This window comes from Curtobacterium subtropicum (assembly GCF_030362975.1).
Lineage (GTDB): Bacteria > Actinomycetota > Actinomycetes > Actinomycetales > Microbacteriaceae > Curtobacterium > Curtobacterium subtropicum.
On the sequence record NZ_JAUCMM010000002.1, the window covers coordinates 344,071 to 368,086 of the forward strand.

The window sequence follows — 24,016 nt, forward strand, 5'->3', positions numbered from 1 at the left end:
CTCGCGGTGCCGCGCGGGCGCCGACCGAGCGTCCGGGCTGAGTCGAACCACGGATCCGACACCGAACCAGGCGTGAGACCTGGTTCGATGTCGGGAACCTGGTTCGACGCGCACCGAGCGTCAGGATACCCGGACGGGGACGCGGTGGATCGGGCCGGAGCCGCCGGTCAGCGCCCCACCCGAGGAGCCCGTCCGGACGGCGACGACCTCGGCCATGATCGACAGCGCCGTCTCGGCCGGGGTCCGCGCGCCGATGTCGAGACCGATCGGGGACCGGAGCCGGTCGAGGTCCGGCGTCCCGAGCGCGTGCAGTTCCGCGAGTCGCCGTTCGTGGGTGGCCCGGGAGCCCATCGCGCCGACGTACCCGGCCCCACGGCGGAGGGCCTGGTCGATGACCGCGGCGTCGAACCGATCGTCGTGCGAGAGCACCACGACGGCCGTCGTCCCGTCCACGTGCACCCCCTCGAGCACGCGCGTCGGCCACCCCACGATCCGCTCGTCCGCGGCCGGGAACCGCTCGTCGGTCAGGAACACCGGGCGCGGGTCGACCACGGTCACCGCGTAGCCGAGCACCGCGGCGGCGTTCGTCACCGCGACCGCGGTCTCGACGGCACCGACGACCACGCAGCGCGGGCGGTGGTCGCTGCGCTCGACGAAGACCCGGTCGCGGCACCCGTCCGGAGCGGTGACGACGGCACCGAGTGTCCCCGGCTCGAGCGAGAGGGCGAGCGTCGTCGGCAGGCCGGCGGCGGCGTCGCGGAGGGCACCCACGAGCAGGTGGTCCTCCGCGGTCACCCGGTGGACGAGGACCTCGACGCGGCCACCGCACCGGAGTGCCGGTGCCCACACGGCGTCGGGATCGTCCGGGTCGTCGTCGAAGCCGAACCGCTCGAGCACCGGTCCGCCGGTCTCGAGCACCTGCTCGGCGGTGAGGAACAGCGACCCCTCGACGCATCCGCCCGAGATCGTGCCGACCACCTGTCCGCCGGGCAGCACCGCCATCGAGGTCCCGACGCCGCTCGGTGCACTGCCCGTCATCGACACGGCCGTCGCCACGACGACCGTTGCGCCCGTGTCGAGGACGGCCAGGAGGCGCGGTGCCAGTTCGAACATCACGCACCTCCGGCGTCGGTGTCGTCGGCCGCCGCGTCCTGCAGCAGCGCCCAGACGCGGTCCCGGGTCATCGGCAGCCGGTACGGGCGGACGCCGATCGCGTCCCGCACGGCGTTCGCGACGGCCGGGGCGACGGGGTTGTACGGCGCCTCGCTCATCGACTTCGCCCCGAGTGGTCCGAGGGGGTCGTGGGTGACGGCGAAGCGGACCTCGGTGCGGGGCACGTCCGAGATCTTCGGCACCCGGTACGACCGGAACGCGTCGGTGGTCACGCGGCCGGTGTCGTCGAGCACGACCTCCTCGTACAGCGTCGAACCGATCGCCTGTGCGGCGCCGCCCTCGACCTGTCCGCGCAGCTGCTCCGGGTTGAGCACGGTGCCGGCGTCGACGGCCTGCACGCTGTGGAGCACCCGGACCTCGCCGGTCGGTCGGTGCACCGCGACACGGGCACCGTGCACCGTGAACGCGAGCGATCGCGGCGTGCCGTCGTGGCTGCCGTGTGCGACGAGGGGTCCCCCGGCGAGCAGTTCGGCGTGCCCGACGACCTCGTCCCCGACGCGGACACCGTCCGGCAGGACCTCGACCGCGGGGCCGAGCGGGCCGACGGCGCTCCGGGGCGTGCGGTGCGCCACGATCGTGAGCGCACGCGCCGTCATCTGCTCGCGGAGGTCCTCGGCGGCGGCGAACAGCGCCTTGCCCGCGACGACCACCCCGGCGGACCCGAACGCCCCGGTGTCGTACTGCGCGGCGTCGGTGTCGGACTGGTGCACGTCGACCCGGTCCGGAGTCGTCCCCAGCGCGGTCGCGACGAGCTGGGTGTGCACGGTCGTCGTGCCGTTCCCGAACTCCGCCGTGCCGACGCCGATGCGGTAGCGCCCGTCGACCGTGGCCTCGACGGTCGCGTGCGCGTGGTGTCCCCGCGGCGGCATCGTCGCGATGGCGGCGAGGGCGATGCCGGTGCCGAGTGCCCAGTCGCCCGTGTCGACGGACCGGTCGCCCGTGCCGTCCGCCGTCGGCAGGTCGAGCGCTGGACCGTCCATCGCCGGGACCTCGGGCAGTGGCGCGCGCAGGGCCTCCTCGACCAGGTCGAGGCACTGGTCGAGGCCGTAGCTGCCCTCCCACCGGAGGTCGTCCTGCTCGTCGGGGTCGGTCACGACGAGGGGGTCGCCCGGCACGACGACGTTCCGCCGACGGAGCGCGAACGGGTCGATGTCGAGTCGGCGTGCGAGCTCGTCCATCGCGGACTCGATCGCGAACACGACCTGACCGAGGCCGTACCCGCGGAACGCCCCGGACGGCAGGTTGTTCGTGTAGACGGACTCGGCGTCGACGCGCTTCGACGGGCAGCGGTAGACGGCCACCGACTCGCTGACCGAGTGGAACATGACGCCGACGCCGTGGTTCCCGTACGCGCCCGTCTCCATCACCTGGTCGACGTGCATCGCCGTCAGGTGCCCGGACGCGTCCGCGCCGAGCCGGACCCGCACGCGCATCGGGTGTCGGGTGGGGGCGATCGTGAACTCGTCCCGCCGGCTGAACTCGTACTGCACGCTCCGGCCGGTGCGCAGCACGGCGAGGGTGACGAGGTCCTCGGTGAGCATCTCCTGCTTGCCGCCGAAGCCCCCGCCGACGCGCTTGGCGACCACGCGCACGCGCGACGGGTCGAGACCGAAGACGTGGGCGATCTCGTCGCGGACCAGGAACGGGACCTGCGTGGCGGTCCGCAGGACGAGCCTCCCGTCCCGGTCCAGCGAACCGCGGGTGGCATGCGTCTCGAGCGCCGCGTGCGAGACGCGACCGGTGGTCCAGGTGCCGTCGACCGTGGCCGCGGCGGCGGCCAGTGCGGCCTCGACGTCCCCGGTCTCGCCGTGCAGGGCCGCGACCACGTTCCGGTCGGGCTCCGCGATGCGGTGTTCCTCGGTCGTCTTGTCGCCGTGCAGCAGGGGAGCGCCGGGCGCTCGCGCGGCATCGACGTCGTGGACGCTCGGCAGCACCTCGTACTCGACCCGCAGCAGCGCACAGGCCTGCTCGGCGGTCCGGACGCTGTCGGCGACGACGGCCGCGACGCGCTGTCCGCGGAAGCGCAGGACGCGGTCGAGGACCCGGGTGTCGTCGGGGTCGTCGAGCCGGGAGTCGTGGCGGCCGGTCGAGAAGAGCACGCCGGGGTCGTCGTGGTGGGTGAGCACGAGGTGCACGCCGGGCATCGCCTCGGCCGCGCTCGTGTCGATCGACACGATGCGGGCGTGGGGGTGCGGGCTGCCGAGGACCGCGAGGTGCAGGAGCGCCTCGGTCCGGCGGACGTCGAGCGTGTACTCCTCGTTGCCGGTGACGATCCGCATCGCGGCGGGTGCGGCGACGGAGGTGCCGACGGCCTCGCCGGCGCTCGCGCACGCGGTGTTGCGCACGCCGTCCAGGGCGTCCTCGATCGCCCGGTACCCCGTGCACCGGCAGATGTTGCCCTTGAGCGCACGGTGCCGGTCGGCGAGCTGGTCGTCGTCGAGGGTGGAGGCGGTGACGACGTAACCGGCCGTGCAGAAGCCGCACTGGAAGCCCGGGGCCTCGGCGAAGGCGCGCTGCACGGGGTGCGGGTCCTCGGGGGTGCCGAGTCCCGCGGCGGTGGTCACCGTGCGACCGGCCGCGCGGTGCGCCGGCGTGATGCAGGAGTGCACGGGCGTGCCGTCGAGCAGGACCGAGCACGCGCCGCAGTCGCCGGCGTCGCAGCCCTTCTTGACGCTCGTGACGCCGTGCTCGCGGAGCAGCGTGCGGAGGACCTGGCCCGGTTGTGGGTCCGTCTCGAGGGGCGTGCCGTCGACCGTGGTCCTCATCGTGCGCCCCCGTCCGGAGCAGCGGAGCCGGAGCAGCCGGCCTCGGCATCCGGTCCGCCGGCCTCGGCACCCGGCCCGCCGGCCTCGGCATCCGGGCCGCCGGCCTCGGCTACGAGCTCGGCGGCGAAGCGGCGGGACACCGCGCGGCGCCATCCGGGGGAGCCGTGCGGGTCGTCGTACCAGTCGTCGTGGGCTGCGAGCACCGCGTCGGCCTCGGCGGCCGTCGGCACCGCGTCCCACCGCAGCACGAGCGGTCGCGGGGTCCCGCCGGTGACGACGAGCACGAAGCCGTCGGCGTCCCACCGTGCGGTGACGAGCGTCCCGGTCCGGCCGTGCGGGCTGAGCGACACCCGGCGGAACCCGGTGGTGCTCGTGAGCGCGGATGCGGGCAGGTCGAACGCCCGGATCACCTCGCCCGTACCGAGGGCGGTGGTGCGGACCCCGGTGACGAGGTCGGCGACGGGCAGGCGGCGCTCCCCGCCGTTCGGCGTCCAGACGACCGCGGTCGCGTCGAGGGTCACCAGCAGCGCCGTGATCGCGCCCGCCGGCAGCGCGGTCGCGACGTTGCCGCCGACCGTTGCCGCGTTCCACACCTTGAACGACGCCAGCAGGGCGTTCGCGCACTGCTCGACGAGCGGCCACGCACACCATCCGGGCTCGGGGTCGAGCCGCACCAGCGCCGCGAGCGTGCAGGTCGCCCCGAGCCGCACGCCGTCCGGGGTCCGCTCGACGTCCGGCCAGGCCAGACCGGTCAGGTCGACGAGGCCGGTGGTCCCTGGTTGCTCCTCGGAGTACAGCCAGGTGCCTCCGGCGAGCGGCTGCTCACCGGGTGCGAGCGCGAGGTCGTCGCGGTGCGACGGTGTCCGCAGGGTGCGGACGGTGACGAGGTCCATGCATGGGTCCGATCGGGGTGGCGGGGCGGGGGACGACGGCGTCGCCCGGTCGTCGGCCGTGCGCGATCATCCCGCGGTTCCACGCCGAGGACGCCCGGGGTGCGGTGCTGTGCGCCACGGTGCCTCCTCGGTCGGATCGGTTCGTGGCCGCAACGCTAGGGAACCGGTGTTTCAGCGTCGTTACGGGGGAGCGACGCCCGCGTCACGACCGGACCGCCGCCGTGGACGCAGCTCGTGACCTGTTCGACGCACCGCCGAAACACGCGGGTGTCATCGTCGCCGCATGGACACCACCGCAGCCCCCACCGTGCAGGACACCACCGCCCCCGTCACCACCTCGGTCCGTCTCGGTGCGAACCAGTACGGCAAGGCCGAGGTCCGGCTCGTGCGCGTCACCCGCGACACCGACCGCCACGAGATCGAGGACCTGACGGTCACGACCCAGCTGCGGGGGGCGGCGCTCGCCGAGTCCTACACCGAGGGCGACAACGCCAAGGTCGTCGCGACGGACACGCAGAAGAACACCGTGTACGCCTTCGCGAAGGAGCACGGCGTCGGGTCGCCCGAGGAGTTCCTGCTCCGCCTCGGTCGGCACTTCGCGACCGCGTTCGACTGGTACGACGGGTCCACGCTCTCCGCCGAGCAGCACGCGTGGGAGCGCATCGCGGTCGACGGTCGGGAGCACGACCACTCCTTCGTCCGCTCCGGTCGGGGCACCCGCACCGCGGTGGTGCAGGTCGACGGCGACGACGTGCACGTGCTCGCCGGCGTGACCGACCTGACCCTCCTGAAGTCGACGGGCAGCGAGTTCCACGGCTTCCCCCGCGACGGCTACACGACCCTCGCCGAGACCGACGACCGGATCCTCGCGACGTCGGTCACGGCGCGCTGGCGCTACACGCCCGAGGCGGTCGCAGCCGGGATCGACTACGACGCCGTGTACGCGGGCGTGCTCGACCGGATGCTCGCGACCTTCGCCGAGCTGCACTCGCTCGCCCTGCAGCAGACCCTGTTCGCGATGGGCCGGACGGCGATCGAGGCGTTCCCAGAGATCGCCGAGGTCCGCTTCTCGATGCCGAACAAGCACCACTTCCTGGTCGACCTGTCGCCGTTCGGCCTCGAGAACCCGGGCGAGGTCTTCTTCGCCGCGGACCGTCCCTACGGCCTGATCTCCGGCACGGTCGTCCGCGACGGCGTCGCCGAGGCGCCTGCGGCATGGGCGTCGGTGCCGGCGTTCGTCTGATCGCGGGTCCACTCGTGCCGCTCCCGGTGTCCGGCGTCCTGCTGGCCGCGGGCGCCGGGCGGCGGATGGGGACGCCGAAGGCGCTGGTGCGCGGTCACGACGGGACCCCGTGGGTCGAGCTGGGCACCCGCGCGCTGCTCGACGGCGGGTGTCGCGAGGTCGTGGTGGTCCTCGGCGCCGCGGCCGGGACGGCTCAGGAGTTCGTGCCGGACCACGCGGAGGTGCGGAGCATCGTCGCACCGGACTGGGCCGCCGGCCCCGGTGCCTCGCTCGCGGCCGGGCTCCGGGCGCTCGACGGGGACACCGTGGCGTGCGTCTCGCTCGTCGACCTGCCGACGCTGCCGGTCGCGGTGGTCCGGCGGCTCGTGGCACGGGCCGGCGACTCGGACGTGCTGTGCCGCGCGGTCTTCGGTGACCGTCCGGGCCACCCGGTGCTCGTCGGTCCGGCTCACCGCGCCGCACTCGTGGACGCGGTCACGTCCGACCCGACGGACCGCGTGGCCGGTGCCTGGCTCCGGGGTGCCGGCGTCGTCGGTGTCGACTGCGCGGACCTGTGGGACGGTGCCGATCGCGACCGTCCGGATCGTTCCGACCCATCGCGCGTGGAGTAGGAAGCCGATCCGCGCATCGAAGGACGTTCTGCCGTGTCTCCTACGAGCGGATCGGCACGCTGTGCGCGGATCGGCACCCGACGTGCGATGCGACCCGACGACCCCGGGACGGTCGGGAGGCGCGGTGTCGGCCGGCACCGCGCCTCCCGACCGCGGGTGGTGCGTCGACTACGCGACGGGCTCGCGGACCTGGTCGAGCGTCGGGTAGTCGGTGTAGCCCTCGGCGCTCGCGCCGTAGAAGAGCTCCGGGCGCGGCTCGTTGAGCGGCGCGTCCTGCTCCCAGCGGTCGGCGAGGTCCGGGTTCGCGATGGCGGCGCGGCCCACGGCGACGGCGTCGGCGAGACCGCCGTCGAGCAGCGTGATCGCCTCGTCGCGGGTCGTCATCGACGAGAAGCCCGAGTTCGCGATGAACGGGGCGCCGGCCGTGCGGCGGACGTGCTGGACGAGGTCGCTGCCCGGCTCGGCGTGCAGGACGTCCACGAAGGCCAGTCCGAGCGGGGCGAGCCCCTCGGCGACGGCGGTGTAGGTCGCACGGACGTCGGCGTCGTCCTCCTCGAGCACGCCCTGGATGTTGTGCTGCGGCGACAGGCGGATGCCCACGCGGTCGGCGCCGATGGCCTCGGCAATCGCCGTGGTGACCTCGACGGCGAAGCGTGCGCGGTTCTCCGGGGAGCCGCCGTACTCGTCGGTGCGCGTGTTCGACACGGGGGAGAGGAACTCGTGCACCAGGTACCCGTTCGCGCCGTGCACCTCGACCCCGTCGAGTCCGGCGGCGATCGCGTTGCGGGCGGCCTGCACGAAGCCCTGGACGGCCTCGCGGACCTCGTCGGTGGTGAGCTCGTGCGGCACGGGCATGTCGGCCTTCGAGCCGTCGGCCAGGTGCGTCTGGCCGGGCGCGGCGATCGCCGAGGGGCCGACGATGCGCGGGGTCTGCGAGATGTCGGTGTGCGAGACCCGACCGCCGTGCATGAGCTGCATGACGATCGTGCCGCCGCGCTCGTGCACGGCGTCGGTCACGCGACGCCAGCCGGCGACCTGCTCGTCGGTCTCGATGCCGGGCTGCCCGGGGTAGGAGCGGCCCTCCTGCACGGGCCAGGTGCCCTCGGTGATGATCATGCCGAGGCCGGCGCGCTGCGCGTAGTGCTCGACGAGGAGGTCGTTCGGGATGCCCTGCTCACCGGCGCGCGTCCGGGTGAGGGGTGCCATGACGATGCGGTTGCGGAGGTGGAGTGCGCCGAGGTCGGCGGCTTCGAAGAGCTTCACGCCTCCGTTGAACCACGTGTTGTGGTCGGCAATTCCGACTCCGCGGCAGATGTTCAGCGACCGGGGCACACCAGGGTGCTCGAACGGACCTGGCCCTCGGGGCGGATCACGGTGTGCTGCGAGAGCGGCTGCCGGCAGATCGGGCAGGGGCGGTCCACGGTGCGGTCGTCCACGCCCTCGGCGTGCCCGGCGCCGATCTGCGACGGGCCCATCTTCTCGATGAGCGTGCGGTTCCAGCGGTCGTACCAGCTGCCGAAGCGACCCACGGCCCGTCCTTTCGTTCGTGCACGAACCATTCTGCCACGAAGCGCTCGTTCAGTCGAGGGCGTCGACACGTCCGAGCAGATCCGTCAGGTCGTCCTTCAGCCGCTCGAGCCGTTCGAGCGGCCAACCGAGTCGATCGGCCACGGCGACGGGGACCGCGCGCGCCCGGTCGCGGAGCGCTCGACCGGCGGTCGTGAGCGACACCTCGAGCTGGCGCTCGTCGGCGGTGCTGCGCTGGCGTCGGACGTAGCCGGAGGCCTCGAGACGCTTGAGCAGCGGGCTCAGCGTGGCCGAGTCGAGCCGGAGCTCCGCGGCGATCTCGCGCACCGAGCGCGGGTCGTGCTCCCACAGGGCGAGCATGACGAGGTACTGCGGGTGCGTCAGGCCCATCGGGTCGAGCAGGTCGCGGTACAGCCCGATGACGCTGCGGCTCGTCGCGGCCAGGGCGAAGCAGAGCTGGCGGTCGAGGGCGAGGGGGTCGACGTCGGTCGCGGTCATGCGACCACGGTACTTCGTCCACGAACGGCCGGGAGGCCCGGTGCCGGTCACGCGGACCGGCACCGGGCCTCCAGGTGGTGCTGCGGGGCTGGCGCCTACGCGCGGTGCGTCGGGGTGTGCCCCTCGTGCGGGTTCGCGTCGGGCTCGACGTCGGCGGCGTGCGAGCCGCGGTGCTCCCCGGCCCCGGCCCCGGCCCCGGCCCCGGCTCCGGCTGCAGCACCGGCGACGGCGGGCTCGGCGCGGTGGCCGCGGTCGTCACCCGGGTGCGAGCGCTCGAGCTTGGCGCCCTCGACGTCGACGTCCGGCAGGATCCGGTCGAGCCACTTCGGGATCCACCACGCGCTCCTGCCGAGCAGGTGCATGACCGCCGGGATGAGCAGCATCCGGACGACGAAGGCGTCGACGAGGACACCGAACGCGAGCCCGAACCCGATCGGCTTGATGGTCGAGGACTCCGAGAAGATGAAGCCCGCGAACACCGAGATCATGATGATCGCCGCTGCCGTGACCACCGCTCGCCCGGCGTGCAGACCGCGCTGGACCGCGACCTTCGCCGAGGCGCCGTGGGCGTACGCCTCGCGCATGCCCGACACCAGGAACAGCTGGTAGTCCATCGCGAGCCCGAACAGGATGCCGATCTCGATGATCGGCAGGAAGCTCAGGATCGGTGCCGGGTCGTGCACGCCGAAGACCGAGCCGAGCCAGCCGAACTGGTAGATCGCGGTCAGGCCACCGAAGGACGCGAGCACGGACAGGATGAACCCGGCCGTCGCGGTGATCGGCACGAGGAACGACCGGAACACGACGATGAGGATGATCAGCGACAGGCCGACGACCACCACGAGGTAGAGCGGCAGCACGTTCGCGAGCTTCTCCGACACGTCGATGTTCGCGCTCGCGTTGCCGGCGACGCCGAGCGTCACCGTGCCGTCGTCGGTCGTCACGGTCTGCTCGCGCAGGTCCTTGACCAGGGTCTCGGTCGAGACGCTGTCCGGGCCGCCAGCGGGCTTGACCTGGAAGGCGATGATGTCACGGTCGGACGAGGCGCCGATCGGCAGCACGGCCTCGACGTCGTCGTTCTTCGCGAGCGCCTGGCCGATGGTGACCTCGGTCGCCGTGACGTCGTCCTCCGCGATCGCCTTCGGCAGGTCGGCCACGACGAGCAGCGGGCCGTTCTGGCCGGCGCCGAACTCGTCCTCGAGCGCCTTGTACGCCTTGTACTGGGAGGAGTCCGTGGCTTCGGACGCACCCGTCGGCAGGCCGAGGCGCATCTGGGTGGCGGGCAGGGCGATCGTGCCGAGCACCGCGACGCCGGCGACGAGCGTGATCACCGCGCGCCAGGTCGACATCGGCTTGTTCGGCACCTGCACGGAGCCGGTGTGCCCGATCTGCTGCCGCTCCTTCTTCCGCAGGATGCGCATGCCGAGCAGGGACAGCAGTGCCGGGGTGAACGAGGTCGCGATGAGGATCGCGAACAGCACGGCGACCGCGCCGACGGTGCCCATCAGCCCGAGGAACGGGATGCCGGTGATGTTCAGCGCGAGCAGCGCCACGATCACGGTCGTGCCCGCGAACACCACGGCGTTGCCCGAGGTGCCGTTGGCGAGACCGATGGACTCGTGGACGCCCATGCCGGCCTTGAGCTGGGTCCGGTGGCGGTTGAGGATGAAGAGCGAGTAGTCGATGCCGACCGCCAGGCCGAGCATCACCCCCAGGACCGGCGTGACCGAGATGAACTCGACCAGGCTCGAGAACGACAGGGCGGCGAGCGAGGCGACACCGACGCCGAGCACGGCGGACAGCAGCGGGATCGCGGCGCCGATGACGGTGCGGAGCATCAGGAAGAGCACGAGTGCGGCGATGATCACGCCGACGATCTCGCCCGGGCCGAGGATGGACGGGACGCCCTGCGCGATGTCGTTGGAGACGTACACCTCGACGCCGTCGATCTTCGCGCTCTCGGCGCGGTCGGAGATCTCCTGCTTGGTCTCCTGCGGCACCTCGAACGTGGACTTCGTGAACTGCACGGTGCCGATCGAGGCCGCGCCGTTCGAGGACACGAAGCGGATGTCCTTCGACAGGTCGAGCAGGTCGGACCCCTGCTCGAGCTGCCGCTGCTGGTCGTCCAGCTTCTGCTGGGCCTGCTCGAGCTGCTCCTGACCCGAGGTGATCTGCTGCTGCTGCGCGTCGATCTGCGCCTGTGCCTGGGCGAGCTGCTGCTGACCTGCCTGCGCGGCCGCACTGTTCGCGGCGGCGGCTCCGGCGGCCTGTGCCTGCGCCTCGGCCTGGGCCTTCTGCTGGTCGAGCTGCGTCTGCGCCTGCTCGATCTGCTGCTTGCCGGACTCCAGCTGCGCCTTCTGCTGGTCGATCTGCGCCTGGCCGTCCTGGATCTGCTGGCGACCGTCGTCGATCTTCTGCCGCTGTTCGTCGAGCTGGTCCTGCGTGGTGAAGCCGTCGCGGACCTCCTTCACCCCGTCGAGGTCGGCGATGCCGTCGAGGAAGTCCTTGACGTCGGCCTTCTGCGCCGCCGTGAACGCCTTGCCGTCGGTCGTCTCGAACACGAGCGTGCCGTTGCCGCCGTTCGCCGACGGGAACTTCTCCGCCAGCTCGTCCTGCACCTGGCTCGTCTTGGTGTTCGGGATCGTGATCGACGAGGAGATCGTGCCGGCGAACAGGCTGTAGGTGAGCCCTGCGATGCCCATGATGACGATCCAGGCGATGATCACCAGCCAGTGGCGTCGTGCGGAGAACCGTCCGAGACGGTAGAGGAGACCGGCCATGCGGTTGCCCCGTCCTTTCGTGTCAGGTGCTGTGGTGGTGCGGGGTGCGCCGGTGGACCCCGGGGAGAGTGGTCAGGAGGTCGGCATGTAGCCGGAGCGGACGCTGTGCACGAGTCTGCTCAGCAGGGCGTCCCAGGCGGTCAGTGATGCCGGGGTGAGGTCGGGACCGTCGTGGGTGAGCCAGTGGTCGGCGATGACGACGATGCCGCTCATGAGCGAGTCGACCAGCAGGGCGGTGTCGAGCGGGTCGGCACCCGGGTGCCGCCGGGCGACCTCGTCGCGCAGCCGCTCGGTGACCCGCGAGAAGGCCGTCTGGGTGAGGACCGCGGCCTTCGGGTCCTCCTTCGCCGGCTCGCCGATGATCCGGTACATGCCGGAGATCGCCGGGGCCAGGTCGGCGCCACGTGCGGCGGACTCGAGCTCCTCGAACATCGATGCCCTGCTGCCGTCGCCGACCGGGGTCCGGGCCATGTCGGCGAGGAACCGGTCGATGATCACCGACAGCTCCTGCTCGCACACCGCGAGCAGGACCTCGTCGAGCGAGGCGAAGTGGTTGAAGACCGTGCGTCGCGCGATGTCGGCTCGGGACGCCAGGTCGTCGACGCTGAAGCCGCGTCCGCCGCGCTCGTCGACGAGGTCGCGCGCGGCCTGCAGGATCGCGGCACGGTGCTTCGCCTTGAGGGCGGCACGACGGTCGGTGGTGGTCACGTCTGACAACACTAGGTGCATCGATGCACTCGGTGCACCTTCTCCGAGCGACCCCTCAGGTTCGTCCCCCGCCCGCGGAGGGGACGCTGGGCGCGACCTCGGAACACCGGTTCTGCACACCGGTTCCGTCCACCGGCCCAGGCTGACAGACTGGGGGCTCGCGACCGCCGTACGAAGGAGTACCCATGCCCGTCCGACTGAGCCCGGAGACCCTCGACCAGATCGCCGAGAGCGGTGTCGCGGTCCCCACCTACGACCGCGACGGCATCACCACCGGGATCGTGCACTTCGGCGTCGGCGGCTTCCACCGCGCCCACCAGGCAATGGTGCTCGACCGGCTCCTGCAGCGGGGTGAGGCACGCGAGTACGGCATCTGCGGCGTCGGCGTCCTCGAGCAGGACCGTCGGATGGCCGCGGCGATGGACGAGCAGGGCGGCCTGTACACGCTCGTGCTCAAGCACCCGGACGGCACCCGCGAGTCGCGCGTCGTCGGCAGCATCGTCGAGTACCTGCTCGCAGTCGACGACCCGGACGCCGTGGTCGAGAAGATGGCGCACCCGGACACCCGGATCGTCAGCCTCACCATCACCGAGGGTGGCTACAACTTCGACCACGTCACGGGGGAGTTCGTCGCGGACGAGCCGGGCGTCACGGCGGACCTCCGGGGGGACGCCCCGCCGCGAACGGTGTTCGGCCTCGTGGTCGAGGCGCTCCGACGTCGTCGCGACCGGGGTCTCGAGCCGTTCACCGTGATGTCCTGCGACAACATCCAGGGCAACGGGCACGTCGCCCGGCAGATGTTCACGAGCTACGCGCGGCTGCAGGACCCGGCGTTCGCGGACTGGATGGACGAGCACGTGTCCTTCCCGAACTCGATGGTCGACCGGATCACGCCGGTCACGACCGACGAGGACCGGGCATGGGTCCGCGACGAGCTCGGCATCGAGGACGCCTGGCCGGTCGTCGCCGAGCCCTTCTTCCAGTGGGTGCTCGAGGACGACCACCCCGCAGGCCGTCCCCGGTACGAGGACGCCGACGTCCAGCTCGTCGAGGACGTCGAACCGTACGAACTCATGAAGCTCCGACTGCTCAACGCCAGCCACCAAGGGCTCTGCTACTTCGGGTACCTGTCCGGGTACCGGTACGCGCACGAGGCCACGCAGGACGACGCGATCGCGACCTTCCTCCGCCGGTACATGGACGAGGAGGCGACCCCCACGCTCCACGCCGTGCCGGGCATCGACCTCGACGACTACAAGGCGACGCTGATCGAGCGGTTCCGGAACCCCGAGGTCCGCGACACCCTCGCCCGCCTGTGCGCGGAGTCGAGCGACCGCATCCCGAAGTGGCTGCTGCCGGTCGTCCGCGCGAACCTGGCGTCGGGCGGTCCGGTCACCCTGTCGGCCGGCATCGTCGCCTCGTGGGCGCGGTACGCCGAGGGCACCGACGAGGACGGGCAGCCGATCCAGGTCGTCGACCGCCTCGCCGACCGGCTCACCGCCGCGGCCCAGCAGCAGCGCGAGGACCGGCTCGCGTTCCTGCGGGACCGGCAGGTGTTCGGCGACCTGGTCGACGACGAGCGGTTCGTCGCGGCGTACCGCGACGCGCTCGACGGGCTGCTCGACGAGGGCGCGCACGCGACCGTCACCCGCCTGTCGCGGTCCTGACGCACCGCCGGGCCCGACGGTTCGACGCGGGGACGGGAGGCGCGTGGCGGCGGTGCGCTGCCCCTCCCGTCCGGACGTGACGGCCTGGAGGCACGTGGCGGCACCGACCCGCGCCTCCCGTCCGGACCCGACGGCCTGGAGGCGCGCGGCGGCGCCGACCCGCGCCTCCCGTCCGGCCGGACCTGCGTCGCCCAGGTGGGGCGCGGGCGGGCCCGGCATGCTCGTCGGCGTGCGGACGACGAGGACGACCCTGACCACGATCGCGGCGGTCGCCGCGCTGACGCTCACCGGCTGCAGCGGCAGCGGTGCCGGTCCCGGCGCGAGCGGCGGCCCGACGGCGAGCACGACCGCGGCCCCGACACCGCCACCGACGCCGCGGCCGACGGCGGACGCGACCACGTCCCGCGCGTTCGCGGCGCTCGAGGAGCAGTACGGCGCGCGGGTCGGCGTCGTCGCGATCGACACGGCGGACGGCAGCAGCACCGGGTACCGCGCCGACGAGCGGTTCGCGTTCGCGTCGACGAACAAGGCGTTCATCGCGGCGGCGGTCCTCGCCCGGTCGAGCAGCGACGACCTGGACGTCGTCGTGCACTACGACCGGAGCGACCTGCTCTCCTACGCCCCGGTGACGAGCCAGCACGTCGACGAGGGCATGACCGTCCGCGCGCTGGTGGACGCGGCCCTCCGGCAGAGCGACAACACCGCCGCGAACCTGCTCGTGGAGCGGCTCGGCGGCGTCGGCGGGGTGTCCCGGTGGCTGCGCGCGATCGGGGACGACGTGACCCGCGTGGACCGCGTCGAGCCCGACCTGAACACGGCGGTCCCCGGTGATCAGCGTGACACGACGACCCCGGCGCAGTCGGCGGCCGACCTGCGTGCGGTCCTGCTCGGCGACGCACTCGACCCCGACGACCGGGCGCTGCTCCGGTCCGCGATGGCGGGGACCACCACCGGCGACGGCACGATCCGCGCCGGTGTGCCGGACGGTTGGTCGGTGGCGGACAAGACCGGGACGGCGTCCTACGGGGTGCGGAACGACATCGCCGTGGTGCAGCCTCCGGGGCGGGACCCGATCGTGCTCGTGGTGTTCACCACACGGGACGGTGCCGGTGCGGACGCCGAGCCCTCGGACGCGCTCGTGGCCGCGGCGACGCGGGTGGCGGTGCAGTCGGTCGGCGCATCGTCGCGGTGAGTCGTCCGCGCGACCCTGCGGTCACGACCGGGTCACGGTGGGGTCACGGGACGGTGACGGTGGGTGCCCCTCCGGTAACGATCCGTACCGACTCGGTCCTTTCCCAGCGGTCGCGCCGGTTCTCCCCGGGGAACGCCGGGTGGACGCCCGACCAGCGCTGGGAGGGTCGCGCGACGCCTCCGGACGACGGGGGCGGGACCACGAGGGGGAGACATGACGATGCGACGTGCGACCGGGGCGGCCCTGGGCTTCGTCGGCGGCAGCGTGCTGGCGGGCCTGCTGGTCGGGGTCGGCGTGACGCCGGTGCTCGCGGTGGCCGGGGTGGGGACGACCTCGGCGATCGACCTGTTCGACTCGATGCCGGAGTACATCGAGATCGGCGACCTGCCCGAGCGCAACGAGATCTGGGCGTACCAGGGCGGACAGCCCGTGCACCTGGTCGACGTGTGGGACCAGAACCGGCAGGAGCTGTCGCTCGACCAGATCAGCGACACCCTCGAGCACGCCGCGATCGACGGCGAGGACAAGCGCTTCCGCGCGACCGGTGGCGTCGACCCGACGAGCCTGGTGCGGTCGGTCGCGAGCGTCGTCGCCTCCGGCGGGCAGGGCGGGTCCGGTGGGTCGACGATCACGATGCAGCTCGTGCGGAACATCAAGATCCAGCAGGCGAGCGAGCTCCCCACCGCCGAGGAGCGCGAGGCCGGGTACCGCGACGCGATCGCGAAGACCCCGCAGCGGAAGCTCGCCGAGGTGAAGCTGGCGATCGGGCTCGCGAAGGAGTACTCGAAGGACGAGATCCTCGCCGCGTACCTGAACATCGCCTACTTCGGCGACCAGACCTACGGCGTGCAGGCCGCCTCGCAGCGGTACTACGGCAAGGACGCCGCTGACCTGACCCCGGCCGAGGCCGCGTCGCTCGTCGCCATCGTGCAGTGGCCGGAGCGCCGCGACCTGTCGACACCCGAGCACCACGCCGACAACCAGGCCCGGCGGGACGTCATCCTGCGCTCGATGCACGACCAGGGGCACCTGAGCGACGCCGACCTCGCGACGGCACTCGCGTCGCGTCCGGCTGACTACGTCCGCCTCACGGCACCGCAGCAGGGGTGCGAGTCGGCGGTGCGCGGCGCCGAGTTCTTCTGCGCGTACGCCGAACAGGTGGCGCAGGACCTGCCGCAGCTCGGCGCCGACCCCGCCGCACGCGCCGCTGCCTGGCGCACGGGCGGGTACCGGGTGCAGACCACGCTCGACCTCGACCTCAACACGCAGCAGAAGGACCTGCTCGCCCGGCACGACCCCGCGACCGAGAGCCGCCTGGCCCTCGGTGCGACGCTCGACACCGTCGAGGCGGGCACCGGCCGCGTGCTGACCATGGCGCAGAACAAGGACTTCGACCGTTCCGCGGACGCCCCGGCGACGGCGACCTCGCTCAACTACGCCACCGACGAGTCGAACGGCGGCTCGAAGGGCTTCCAGGTCGGGTCGACCTACAAGATGTTCACGCTGCTGCAGTGGCTCGAGTCCGGACGGAGCCCCGACACCGTCGTGGACGGCACGCGGAAGGCCCGGAGCACGTGGACGCAGTGCGGGCAGCGGATCACGCTCGACACCCCGTACGACCCGAAGAACGACTCGCCGGGGCAGACCGGGCCGTACTCCGTCCGCGCGGCGACGGCGCAGTCGGTGAACGCGGCGTACGCGGACATGGCATCCCGGCTCGACCTCTGCGACATCCGTGACACCGCCGCGCGACTGGGTGTGCACCCGGCGACCGGCGGCGAGCTCCCCGCGAACCCGGCGGCGATCCTCGGGACGACGAGCATCGCCCCGCTGACGATGGCGGCCGCGTACGCCGGGATCGCGAACGGCGGCGTGACCTGCGCGCCGGTCGTCGTCGACCAGGTCACGGGCCCGGACGGCACGGCGCTCGGTGGGCAGCCGCGCTCCTGCACACAGGCGGTGTCGCCCGCGGTCGCGTCGCAGGCCTTCGCGGTGATGCAGGGCGCGTTCCGCGGCGGCACGGCGTCCGGCGGGCAGACGCGCGACGGGGCGACGCTGTTCGGCAAGACCGGGACGACGGACGCGGCGGACCAGATCTGGCTCGTCGGTGGGACCTCGCGTGCGGTGACGGCGTACTGGCAGGGCAACACCGACGGTGGGAAGACGAACCTGCGGTCCGTCGGGAGCGGGCAGGGCGGCACCTACGCCGGGTCACGTGCGGACGTGTGGCGGCAGGCGCAGACGGCGGTGAACGCGGCGCTGCCCGTCGGCTGACCGAGCCGAGACGGACTGGAGGCGCGGTGCCAGCCGGCACCGCGCCTCCAGTCCGTCTCGATCGCGGCTACGAGACCTTCTTGCTGTCCTCGAGCCAGCCCGCGAGCTTCGTCATGTAGTCCGCCTGCGACGCGTAGTCGAGCGCGGGGAAGGTCCAGCTGTGGACCTGGCCCGCCTTGAGCGCCGCGTCGTCGGCGAACGTCGGCTGCTTCTCGAGGTCCGCGACCTGGTAGCCCTGCTGCGAGAGCAGGATCACGTCACCCTTGATCTGTCCGGCGTTCTCCCACGAGTAGATGCCCCAGTAGAAGCCCTTCGGCTCCGGGTCCACGAAGTCGACGCCGAACGACGAGTACATCTGCAGTGTCGGCTCGTCGGACGGGCGGGTCACGTAGGCGCCATCGCCGTCCGCGTACATCGAGACGACCGAGACGTCGCTCTGCTTCGCGGCCTGCTCGAGGGTGTCCTCGGCCTCGTCGAAGCGGTCCTCGGCTGCCTCGATCTTCGACTCGGGTGCGCCCAGCGACTCGGCCAGGCCGGCGATCTTCTCGATCACGTCCTCGCCCTTGCCGCCCCACTCGACCTGGACGACCGGAGCGATGGCCTCGACCTGCTCCTGCTGCTCCTTGTCCTTGAAGCCGTAGCCGGGCTGGGTCTCGTCGAGGGTGCCCTTCTCGTCCGTCGGGTACACCGACGTGACGACGAGGTCCGGCTTGAGCGCAGCGAGCTGCTCGAGGTCGATGTCCCCGTACGCCTGGCCGAGCTGGGTGATGCCGTCCTTGTCGAGGTCGTCGAAGCGGGCGTCCTTCGCCATGGTGAGCTGCCCGAAGGTGCCGACCGGGCGCAGACCGTACTCGATGAACGAGATCGCGATGTCGTTGAGGACGACGACGCGCTTCGGCGTGCTGTCGGTCCGCACGGTCGCACCGGTCGCGTCCTTGTACGACCAGGGGCCGGAGGCGGTCGAGGCGTTGCCGGCGGTGTCCCCGGATCGGGCGGTGTCGTCGGAGCCGTTCGCTCCGGAGCAACCGGCGAGCAGGAGGGCCGGGACGGCCACGGACGTCACGAGGGCGGCGCGCAGGGAGCCGCGGCGGGGGATCTTCACGTTAGGAGAGCCTAACCTAACTCTGTGAGGACCGCCAGCATGTGACACCGACCCGTGATCAGCGTCCCGTGGCGCTCAGGCGGGCGAGGCGTCGTGCTCGTCGGCCTCGGGCACGATCATCGGCGCGCCCGTCACCGGGTCCGGCACCACGCGGGCGTGCAGACCGAAGGCGGTCTCGAGCACCGCGGGGGTGAGCACGGCGTCCGGCGCGCCGTCCGCGACCACCCCGCCGTCGTGCAGGACGACCAGTCGGTCCGAGTACCGCGCGGCGAGCGTCAGGTCGTGCAGCACCATCACGACGGTCGACCCCTGCTCGCGGTTCAACCGCCGGACGAGTCGGAGCACGTCGAGCTGGTGCGCGAGGTCCAGGTAGGTGGTCGGTTCGTCGAGCAGCAGGGTCTCCGCCTGCTGCGCCACGACGAGCGCGATCCACGCCCGCTGCCGCTGGCCGCCGGACAGGCTCGCGACGTCACGGTGCGCCACCTCGGTCAGGCCGGTCGCCGCGATGGCCTGCTCGGCGACGTCGGCGTCGTCCGCGGTCCAGGGCTTCGCCCACGACTGGTGCGGGTTGCGTCCGCGCATCACCAGGTCGAGCACGCTCGTGCCCGCCGGGGCCACCGGGGTCTGCGGCAGGATCGCGAGTCGCCGGGCCACGGCGCGGTTCGGCTCCTTCCGGATGGGGGAACCGTCCAGCAGGACCTCGCCCGACTGCGGCTTGAGCACGCGGCCGAAGGCCTTCAGCAGGGTCGACTTGCCGCAGCCGTTCGCCCCGAGGAACGTCGTCACGGTGCCCCGTTCGATCCGCAGGTCGAGGTCGCGGAGGACGGGGTCGCGGTCGTAGCCGACGGACAGGCCGCGGGCCTCCAGGACGGGAGGCTCGGTGCCGGTCGCGTCGACACCGTCGGCCCGGTACGTCCGTGCGGTGCGCGCTGTGGTGGCGGTGTGCGCGGTGGTCGCGGTCATCGGGACATCTCCTTGCGGTGGCGGACGAGGAGCCAGATCAGGTACGGGGCTCCGACGACGGTCGTGACGATGCCGACGGGCACCTGCCAGGGGAACGCGGAGCGGGCGAGCAGGTCGGCGCCGAGGACGAGGACCGCTCCGAGCGCTCCGGCGAGCAGCAGTGGCGGTCGGTTCGTGCCCGCCAGGCGCAGGGCGACCTGGGGGACGACGAACGCGACGAAGCCGATCGGTCCGGCGGCGGCGACGGCGGCTGCGGTCAGGACGACGGCGAGTGCCAGGACGAGCAGCCGGTGCCGCTGGACGCCGAGCCCGACGCCGGTCGCGACCTCGTCGCCGAGCTGCCCGATGCCGAGCGCGGCACTGGTGGCCAGGGCGATCGGCACGCACACCGCGGCGACGATCAGGAGCGGCCACACGGTCGTCCAGGAGGTGCTCGACAGACTGCCGACGAGCCACTGCGACGCCGCGGTGGCGACGGTGATCTTCGCGCGGACGAGCAGGTAGCTCGTCACGGCGTCGAGCGTGGCGCTCACCCCGATGCCGACGAGGACGAGCCGGTAGCTCTGCACCCCGCCTCGCCAGCCGAGGCCGTACACGGCAGCCGCGGCGACGAGTGCCCCGATCGTCGCCGCGACCGGGATCCCGCCGCTCAGGACGACCGAGGAGACCGAGTAGGTGCCGCCGCCGAGCACGATCGCGGCGACTGCGCCGACGCTCGCGCCGGAGGTCACGCCGATGATGTCTGGCGTGCCGAGGGGGTTCCTGGTGACCGTCTGCGTCAGCGCGCCCGCGGTCCCGAGCACCAGGCCGACGAGCGCGCCGGTCAGGACGCGGGGGAGCCGGAGGGTCGTGACGATGAAGCCGTCCGGGCCGTCCTCGGCACCGAGCAGCGCACGGACGACGGTGCCCGGGGCGATGAACGTGCTGCCGACGGCGACGCCGAGCACCACGAGCACCAGTGTGACGGCGATCGCGCCGACCGTCCAACCGAGCACCCGCGGACGCCAGGCGAGCCCGACCGGGCCGACGCGGACGCCGCGACGACCGGCGGGCGCACGGCCCGCGTGCTTGCCGGCGCTCGGCTGCTCCGGGTCACGCCGCGTGCCGGTCGTACCGGTCGCGGCGCTCACAGCGACACCAGCGATCGACGACGGGCGACGGCGACGAACACCGGTCCGCCGAGCACGGCGAGCACGATGCCGACCTCGACCTCGGAGAACCCGCCGACGAGTCGTCCCACCACGTCGGCGACGAGCACGAGCGCCGCCCCGACGAGTGCCGAGACGGGCAGCGTCCAGCGGTGTCCGGTGCCGACCAGCGCCCGGGCGACGTGGGGCACGGTCAGGCCGACGAAGCCGATCGGCCCGGCTGCCGCGGTCGCACCGGCGGCCAGGAGCGTGATGCCGCCGAGTCCGACGAGCCGGGCGACCAGCACGTTCTCGCCGAGGCCCTTCGCCAGCTCCGCGCCGAGTCCGAGGGCGTCGAGCGCGCGGGTGTTCCACACCGCGAGCACGGCGCCGACGAGCAGGAACGGGGCCGCGGCCGCGAGCACGTCGAGCTGCCGGGCGGCGAGCGATCCGACGACCCAGAGCCGGTAGGCGTCGAGGGAGTCCTGGTCGGTCAGCACGATGAAGGACGTGATCGCGCCGAGCAGGGCGGACACGGCGGCGCCGGCCAGGGCGAGGGGCACCGGACTCGCGGTCTCGCTGCCGGCGACGGTCACCGAGAAGACGACGACGCTCGCCACGACCGCGCCGACCAGGGCGAAGCACACCGTGGCACCGGTGCTCGTGACGCCGAAGACGTACACCCCGAGCACCACGGCGAGTCCCGCGCCGGAGGAGACCCCGAACAGTCCGGGGTCGGCGAGCGGGTTCCGGGTGTGGCCCTGCATGAGGAGCCCGGCGATGCCGAGGGCCGCTCCGACGGCGGCGCCGATGAGGGTGCGCGGGATGCGCGAGCCCCACACGACGGCCTCGGCGGTGCTCGACCCGGACCGTGTCAGCCCCGCGAGCACCTGGTCGACGCCGAGCCGGTTGCTCCCGAGGAGCATGCTCGCGACCGCGGCGACGACGAGCACGACGACCAGGACCGCCACCACCAGCAGTCGGCGACGGACCGCCCGGCGGTGCACGCTGTCGGCACGCGGGGTCGCGTCGGTCCGGTCTGCGCGCATGGGCGTCAGGACGGTCTCGGGGGATGGCACGCGGACCAGCTTAGGGTAGCCTTCCCTTCATGGCGAAGATCCCGCGGCTCATGCCCGAGGCACCCCGGCTCTTCCGCGCCCGGGTGCTCCGCTCGGTCCGGTACACCCCGTCGGTGCAGCGGGTGACCGTCACCGGCGACGACCTGCACGAGTTCCCCTTCGCCGGCTACGACCACTGGTTCCGGCTGTTCCTGCAGCTCCCGCACCAGCAGACCTTCACGCTGCCCGAGATCGACGGCACCCGCTGGTACCCGCAGTACCTCGCCATCCCGCAGGACGAGCGCCCGCACCTGGCGAACTACACGGTCGCCGGCTTCCGGCACCTGCCCGACGGCACGGCCGAGATGGACGTCGACTTCATCGTCCACACCGACGACCACGGCGCGCTCGAGGGCGGAGCCGCGATCTGGGCCTGCGCGGCACAGCCGGGCGACCAGCTCGCGGTGCTCGACCAGGGCCGCATCTTCGACTGCCCGGACGACGTCAGCCAGGTCCTGGTGGCGGCCGAGGAGACCGGTCTGCCCGCCGTCGTCGGCATCGCGGCATCGCTGCCCCGCGACGCCGTGGGTCGCATCATCCAGGAGGTCCCGACCGCCGCCGACGTCCGCGTGCTCGATGCCCCGGTCGGCGTCGAGGTGACCTGGATCGTCCGCGAGCACGTCGGCCCGCACGAGGTCCCCGGGCGTGCGGCGCTCGCCGAGCTCGAGCGCCACGTGCCGTGTGACGACCGCGTCTACGCCTTCGTCGTGGGGGAGTCGCGACTGGCCACGGCCGGCCGGCGGCACCTGCACCGGGCCGGGGTCCCGAAGTCGCGCATCACCTTCTCGGGCTTCTGGAAGCACGAGGCTCGGCAGGCCGTCCTCGCCTGAGCCCGGCCGGGTAGCGTGCCGGCATGAGCGTCCGACTGAGCGAACTCGTGCTGAACTGCCGCGATCCCGAGGCACTGTCGCGCTTCTGGTGCGCGGTGCTGGACTACGTCGAACTCGGCAAGGACGAGGACGGCGTCGAGATCGGACCCGCGTCCGGCTTCGGCGGTGCGACCCCGACGATCATCCTGAACCGGGTCGACCACGCGCCGACCCAGACCCTGCGGTTGCACATCGACGTGTCCCCGGTCGACCAGGACCAGGACGCCGAACTCGACCGTCTGCTCGCGCTCGGCGCCCGACCTGCGGACGTCGGGCAGACCGGCGAGGAGTCCTGGCACGTGCTGCAAGACCCCGAGGGCAACGAGTTCTGCCTGCTCCGGACGCGGCTCGACCCGCTCTGACCTCGGTGCCCCGCGCGACGGAACGACCCATCGCGCGTGCAGTAGGAAGCGCTTCCGCGCGTGGCCGGACGTTCCTTCTGGCCTCCCACGCGCGGAAGCGTCACCCAAGCGCGGAAGGGTCACCCAAGCGCGGAAGGGTCGCTGCGCCCGGTCCGGCCAGGCGGACGACGGACGGGAGGCACGCTGCCAGCCGGCACCGTGCCTCCCGTCCGCCTCGGGGTGGGGTCAGCCCTTGAGGCCCGAGCCCGTCACGCCCTCCACGATCTGCCGCTGGAAGATCAGGTAGAGGATGATCAGCGGCAGCGCCGCGAGGATCGCGCCGGCCTGGATGTCGGCGTAGCGCTGTCCGAAGCTGCCCTGCACCGTGGCGAGCCCGACCGGGATCGTCATGAGGTCCGGGTTCGACAGCACGAACAGCGGCAGGAGCAGGTTGTTCCAGACACCGACGAAGGTCAGGATCGCGACGGCGGCGATCACCGGACGGGACAGCGGCAGGATGACCGACCAGTAGATCTTCCACATGCCCGCGCCGTCGATGCGTGCGGCCTCCTCGAGCTCCTTCGGGATGCCGTCGAAGAACTGCTTGAAGATGAACACCGCGATCACGGCCGGCACCTGCGGGAAGATCACCGACCAGTAGGTGTTCAGCAGGTTGACCGCGTTGAGCTCCTGGAAGATCGGGATGATCAGGACCTGCGTCGGGATCATGATGCCGAGGATGATGAGCAGGAACGCGACGTTCCGACCGCGGAACGCCAGGCGGGACAGCGCGAAGGCCGCCATCGACGCGAACAGCACCGTCAGCGCCGTGGTGACGAGGCTCGTCACACCGCTCGCCAGGTACCAGTTCCAGATGTCGCCCGACCGGAACAGGGTCGAGTAGGAGTACAGCGTCGGGTTCCAGTTCGACAGGATCGCGTTCGCGCCGAGCGCCGCGACGCCGTTGTCGGACAGCGACGTCTTCAGGGCGAACAGGCTCGGGATCAACCAGATGATCGCGAAGACCGTGAGGATGATCGCGGCGGCGATGTTGAAACCCTTGCCGGAGACGCCGATCTTCGCGGCGTTGGCGGGAGCGGCGGCCGAGACGCCCGGACGCAGCTTCCGCGGGCGCGACGTGGTGATGCTCTCGGTGGCGGTCATG

Annotated in this window: 20 protein-coding genes; 7 read left to right on the forward strand and 13 right to left on the reverse strand. The window is 72.5% G+C overall.

Annotated features, from left to right (window positions below):
- Positions 1-120: 120 nt before the first annotated feature.
- The 3 genes from QUG98_RS04795 to QUG98_RS04805 are packed head-to-tail and all read right to left on the reverse strand — an operon-like array spanning position 121 to position 4,831.
- Positions 121-1,113, reverse strand: a complete 993-nt coding sequence (locus QUG98_RS04795) for an XdhC family protein (protein ID WP_289469478.1) — start codon at positions 1,111-1,113, stop codon at positions 121-123.
- The gene (locus tag QUG98_RS04800; protein ID WP_289469479.1) at positions 1,113-3,938 is read right to left on the reverse strand and encodes a molybdopterin-dependent oxidoreductase; all 2,826 of its coding nucleotides are present in this window, start codon (positions 3,936-3,938) and stop codon (positions 1,113-1,115) included. Before QUG98_RS04800 ends, QUG98_RS04795 begins: the two co-directional genes overlap by 1 nt.
- A complete protein-coding gene (locus tag QUG98_RS04805; RefSeq protein WP_289469480.1) occupies positions 3,935-4,831 on the reverse strand; it encodes an FAD binding domain-containing protein in 897 nt (298 codons plus the stop codon). Before QUG98_RS04805 ends, QUG98_RS04800 begins: the two co-directional genes overlap by 4 nt.
- 283 nt (positions 4,832-5,114) lie before the next feature.
- On the opposite strand from QUG98_RS04805, the gene pucL reads away from it, so the two are divergent.
- Together pucL and QUG98_RS04815 are read left to right on the forward strand one after the other, a co-directional pair.
- The gene (gene pucL / locus QUG98_RS04810) at positions 5,115-6,074 is read left to right on the forward strand and encodes a factor-independent urate hydroxylase (RefSeq protein WP_289469481.1); all 960 of its coding nucleotides are present in this window, start codon (positions 5,115-5,117) and stop codon (positions 6,072-6,074) included.
- Positions 6,075-6,088: 14 nt separating this feature from the next.
- On the forward strand, positions 6,089-6,685 hold the full coding sequence (locus tag QUG98_RS04815) for a nucleotidyltransferase family protein (RefSeq protein WP_289469482.1): 597 nt from the start codon (positions 6,089-6,091) through the stop codon (positions 6,683-6,685).
- A 168-nt stretch (positions 6,686-6,853) separates the two neighbouring features.
- Here QUG98_RS04815 and QUG98_RS04820 read toward each other — a convergent pair whose 3' ends face one another.
- The 5 genes from QUG98_RS04820 to QUG98_RS04840 form a co-directional block, all read right to left on the reverse strand.
- Complete coding sequence (locus QUG98_RS04820) at positions 6,854-7,948, reverse strand: alkene reductase (RefSeq protein WP_289469483.1); 1,095 nt, start codon at positions 7,946-7,948, stop codon at positions 6,854-6,856.
- Between the two features lie 53 nt (positions 7,949-8,001).
- The gene (locus QUG98_RS04825) at positions 8,002-8,214 is read right to left on the reverse strand and encodes a hypothetical protein (RefSeq protein ID WP_058729580.1); all 213 of its coding nucleotides are present in this window, start codon (positions 8,212-8,214) and stop codon (positions 8,002-8,004) included.
- 49 nt (positions 8,215-8,263) lie between these two features.
- On the reverse strand, positions 8,264-8,710 hold the full coding sequence (locus QUG98_RS04830) for a MarR family winged helix-turn-helix transcriptional regulator (RefSeq protein WP_137767955.1): 447 nt from the start codon (positions 8,708-8,710) through the stop codon (positions 8,264-8,266).
- 95 nt (positions 8,711-8,805) lie between these two features.
- Positions 8,806-11,490 (reverse strand): MMPL family transporter, encoded by a 2,685-nt coding sequence (locus QUG98_RS04835; RefSeq protein ID WP_289469484.1) that lies wholly within the window; start codon positions 11,488-11,490, stop codon positions 8,806-8,808.
- Positions 11,491-11,562: 72 nt separating this feature from the next.
- A complete protein-coding gene (locus QUG98_RS04840) occupies positions 11,563-12,198 on the reverse strand; it encodes a TetR/AcrR family transcriptional regulator (protein ID WP_289469485.1) in 636 nt (211 codons plus the stop codon).
- A gap of 185 nt (positions 12,199-12,383) precedes the next feature.
- Between QUG98_RS04840 and QUG98_RS04845 the strand changes: the two genes are divergently transcribed.
- The 3 genes from QUG98_RS04845 to QUG98_RS04855 all read left to right on the forward strand — a co-directional run bounded on the left by QUG98_RS04845 (position 12,384) and on the right by QUG98_RS04855 (position 17,331).
- Positions 12,384-13,865: a mannitol dehydrogenase family protein gene (locus QUG98_RS04845; protein WP_289469486.1), complete on the forward strand. Its 1,482-nt coding sequence runs from the start codon at positions 12,384-12,386 to the stop codon at positions 13,863-13,865.
- Between the two features lie 229 nt (positions 13,866-14,094).
- Positions 14,095-15,057 (forward strand): class A beta-lactamase, encoded by a 963-nt coding sequence (gene bla / locus QUG98_RS04850; RefSeq protein ID WP_289469488.1) that lies wholly within the window; start codon positions 14,095-14,097, stop codon positions 15,055-15,057.
- 213 nt (positions 15,058-15,270) lie between these two features.
- Complete coding sequence (locus QUG98_RS04855; RefSeq protein ID WP_289469489.1) at positions 15,271-17,331, forward strand: transglycosylase domain-containing protein; 2,061 nt, start codon at positions 15,271-15,273, stop codon at positions 17,329-17,331.
- Positions 17,332-17,398: 67 nt separating this feature from the next.
- On the opposite strand, the gene QUG98_RS04860 is transcribed toward QUG98_RS04855, so the two are convergent.
- From QUG98_RS04860 to QUG98_RS04875, 4 genes are all read right to left on the reverse strand, one after another.
- Positions 17,399-18,433, reverse strand: coding sequence for an ABC transporter substrate-binding protein (locus tag QUG98_RS04860; RefSeq protein ID WP_289469490.1), 1,035 nt, complete (start codon positions 18,431-18,433; stop codon positions 17,399-17,401).
- 75 nt (positions 18,434-18,508) lie between these two features.
- Entirely contained in the window at positions 18,509-19,396 is an 888-nt protein-coding gene (locus tag QUG98_RS04865) for an ABC transporter ATP-binding protein (RefSeq protein WP_289469491.1), read from the reverse strand.
- Complete coding sequence (locus tag QUG98_RS04870; RefSeq protein WP_289469492.1) at positions 19,393-20,526, reverse strand: FecCD family ABC transporter permease; 1,134 nt, start codon at positions 20,524-20,526, stop codon at positions 19,393-19,395. The genes QUG98_RS04865 and QUG98_RS04870 overlap by 4 nt, the downstream gene beginning before the upstream one ends.
- A complete protein-coding gene (locus tag QUG98_RS04875) occupies positions 20,523-21,602 on the reverse strand; it encodes a FecCD family ABC transporter permease (protein ID WP_289469493.1) in 1,080 nt (359 codons plus the stop codon). Before QUG98_RS04875 ends, QUG98_RS04870 begins: the two co-directional genes overlap by 4 nt.
- Before the next feature lie 29 nt (positions 21,603-21,631).
- Between QUG98_RS04875 and QUG98_RS04880 the strand changes: the two genes are divergently transcribed.
- Together QUG98_RS04880 and QUG98_RS04885 are read left to right on the forward strand one after the other, a co-directional pair.
- Complete coding sequence (locus tag QUG98_RS04880) at positions 21,632-22,471, forward strand: siderophore-interacting protein (protein WP_289469494.1); 840 nt, start codon at positions 21,632-21,634, stop codon at positions 22,469-22,471.
- 23 nt (positions 22,472-22,494) lie between these two features.
- Positions 22,495-22,872: a VOC family protein gene (locus tag QUG98_RS04885; protein WP_289469495.1), complete on the forward strand. Its 378-nt coding sequence runs from the start codon at positions 22,495-22,497 to the stop codon at positions 22,870-22,872.
- 225 nt (positions 22,873-23,097) lie between these two features.
- On the opposite strand, the gene QUG98_RS04890 is transcribed toward QUG98_RS04885, so the two are convergent.
- Positions 23,098-24,015 (reverse strand): carbohydrate ABC transporter permease, encoded by a 918-nt coding sequence (locus QUG98_RS04890; protein WP_289469496.1) that lies wholly within the window; start codon positions 24,013-24,015, stop codon positions 23,098-23,100.
- Position 24,016: the final 1 nt, after the last annotated feature.

Coding starts and splice junctions, on each gene's coding strand:
- QUG98_RS04880 (WP_289469494.1), top strand. CDS start 21,632: ATGGCGAAGATCCCGCGGCTCATGCCCGAGGCACCCCGGCTCTTCCGC.
- QUG98_RS04805 (WP_289469480.1), bottom strand. CDS start 4,831: ATGGACCTCGTCACCGTCCGCACCCTGCGGACACCGTCGCACCGCGAC.
- QUG98_RS04830 (WP_137767955.1), bottom strand. CDS start 8,710: ATGACCGCGACCGACGTCGACCCCCTCGCCCTCGACCGCCAGCTCTGC.
- QUG98_RS04835 (WP_289469484.1), bottom strand. CDS start 11,490: ATGGCCGGTCTCCTCTACCGTCTCGGACGGTTCTCCGCACGACGCCAC.
- QUG98_RS04845 (WP_289469486.1), top strand. CDS start 12,384: ATGCCCGTCCGACTGAGCCCGGAGACCCTCGACCAGATCGCCGAGAGC.
- QUG98_RS04855 (WP_289469489.1), top strand. CDS start 15,271: ATGACGATGCGACGTGCGACCGGGGCGGCCCTGGGCTTCGTCGGCGGC.
- QUG98_RS04890 (WP_289469496.1), bottom strand. CDS start 24,015: ATGACCGCCACCGAGAGCATCACCACGTCGCGCCCGCGGAAGCTGCGT.
- QUG98_RS04885 (WP_289469495.1), top strand. CDS start 22,495: ATGAGCGTCCGACTGAGCGAACTCGTGCTGAACTGCCGCGATCCCGAG.
- QUG98_RS04865 (WP_289469491.1), bottom strand. CDS start 19,396: ATGACCGCGACCACCGCGCACACCGCCACCACAGCGCGCACCGCACGG.
- pucL (WP_289469481.1), top strand. CDS start 5,115: ATGGACACCACCGCAGCCCCCACCGTGCAGGACACCACCGCCCCCGTC.
- QUG98_RS04795 (WP_289469478.1), bottom strand. CDS start 1,113: ATGTTCGAACTGGCACCGCGCCTCCTGGCCGTCCTCGACACGGGCGCA.
- QUG98_RS04800 (WP_289469479.1), bottom strand. CDS start 3,938: ATGAGGACCACGGTCGACGGCACGCCCCTCGAGACGGACCCACAACCG.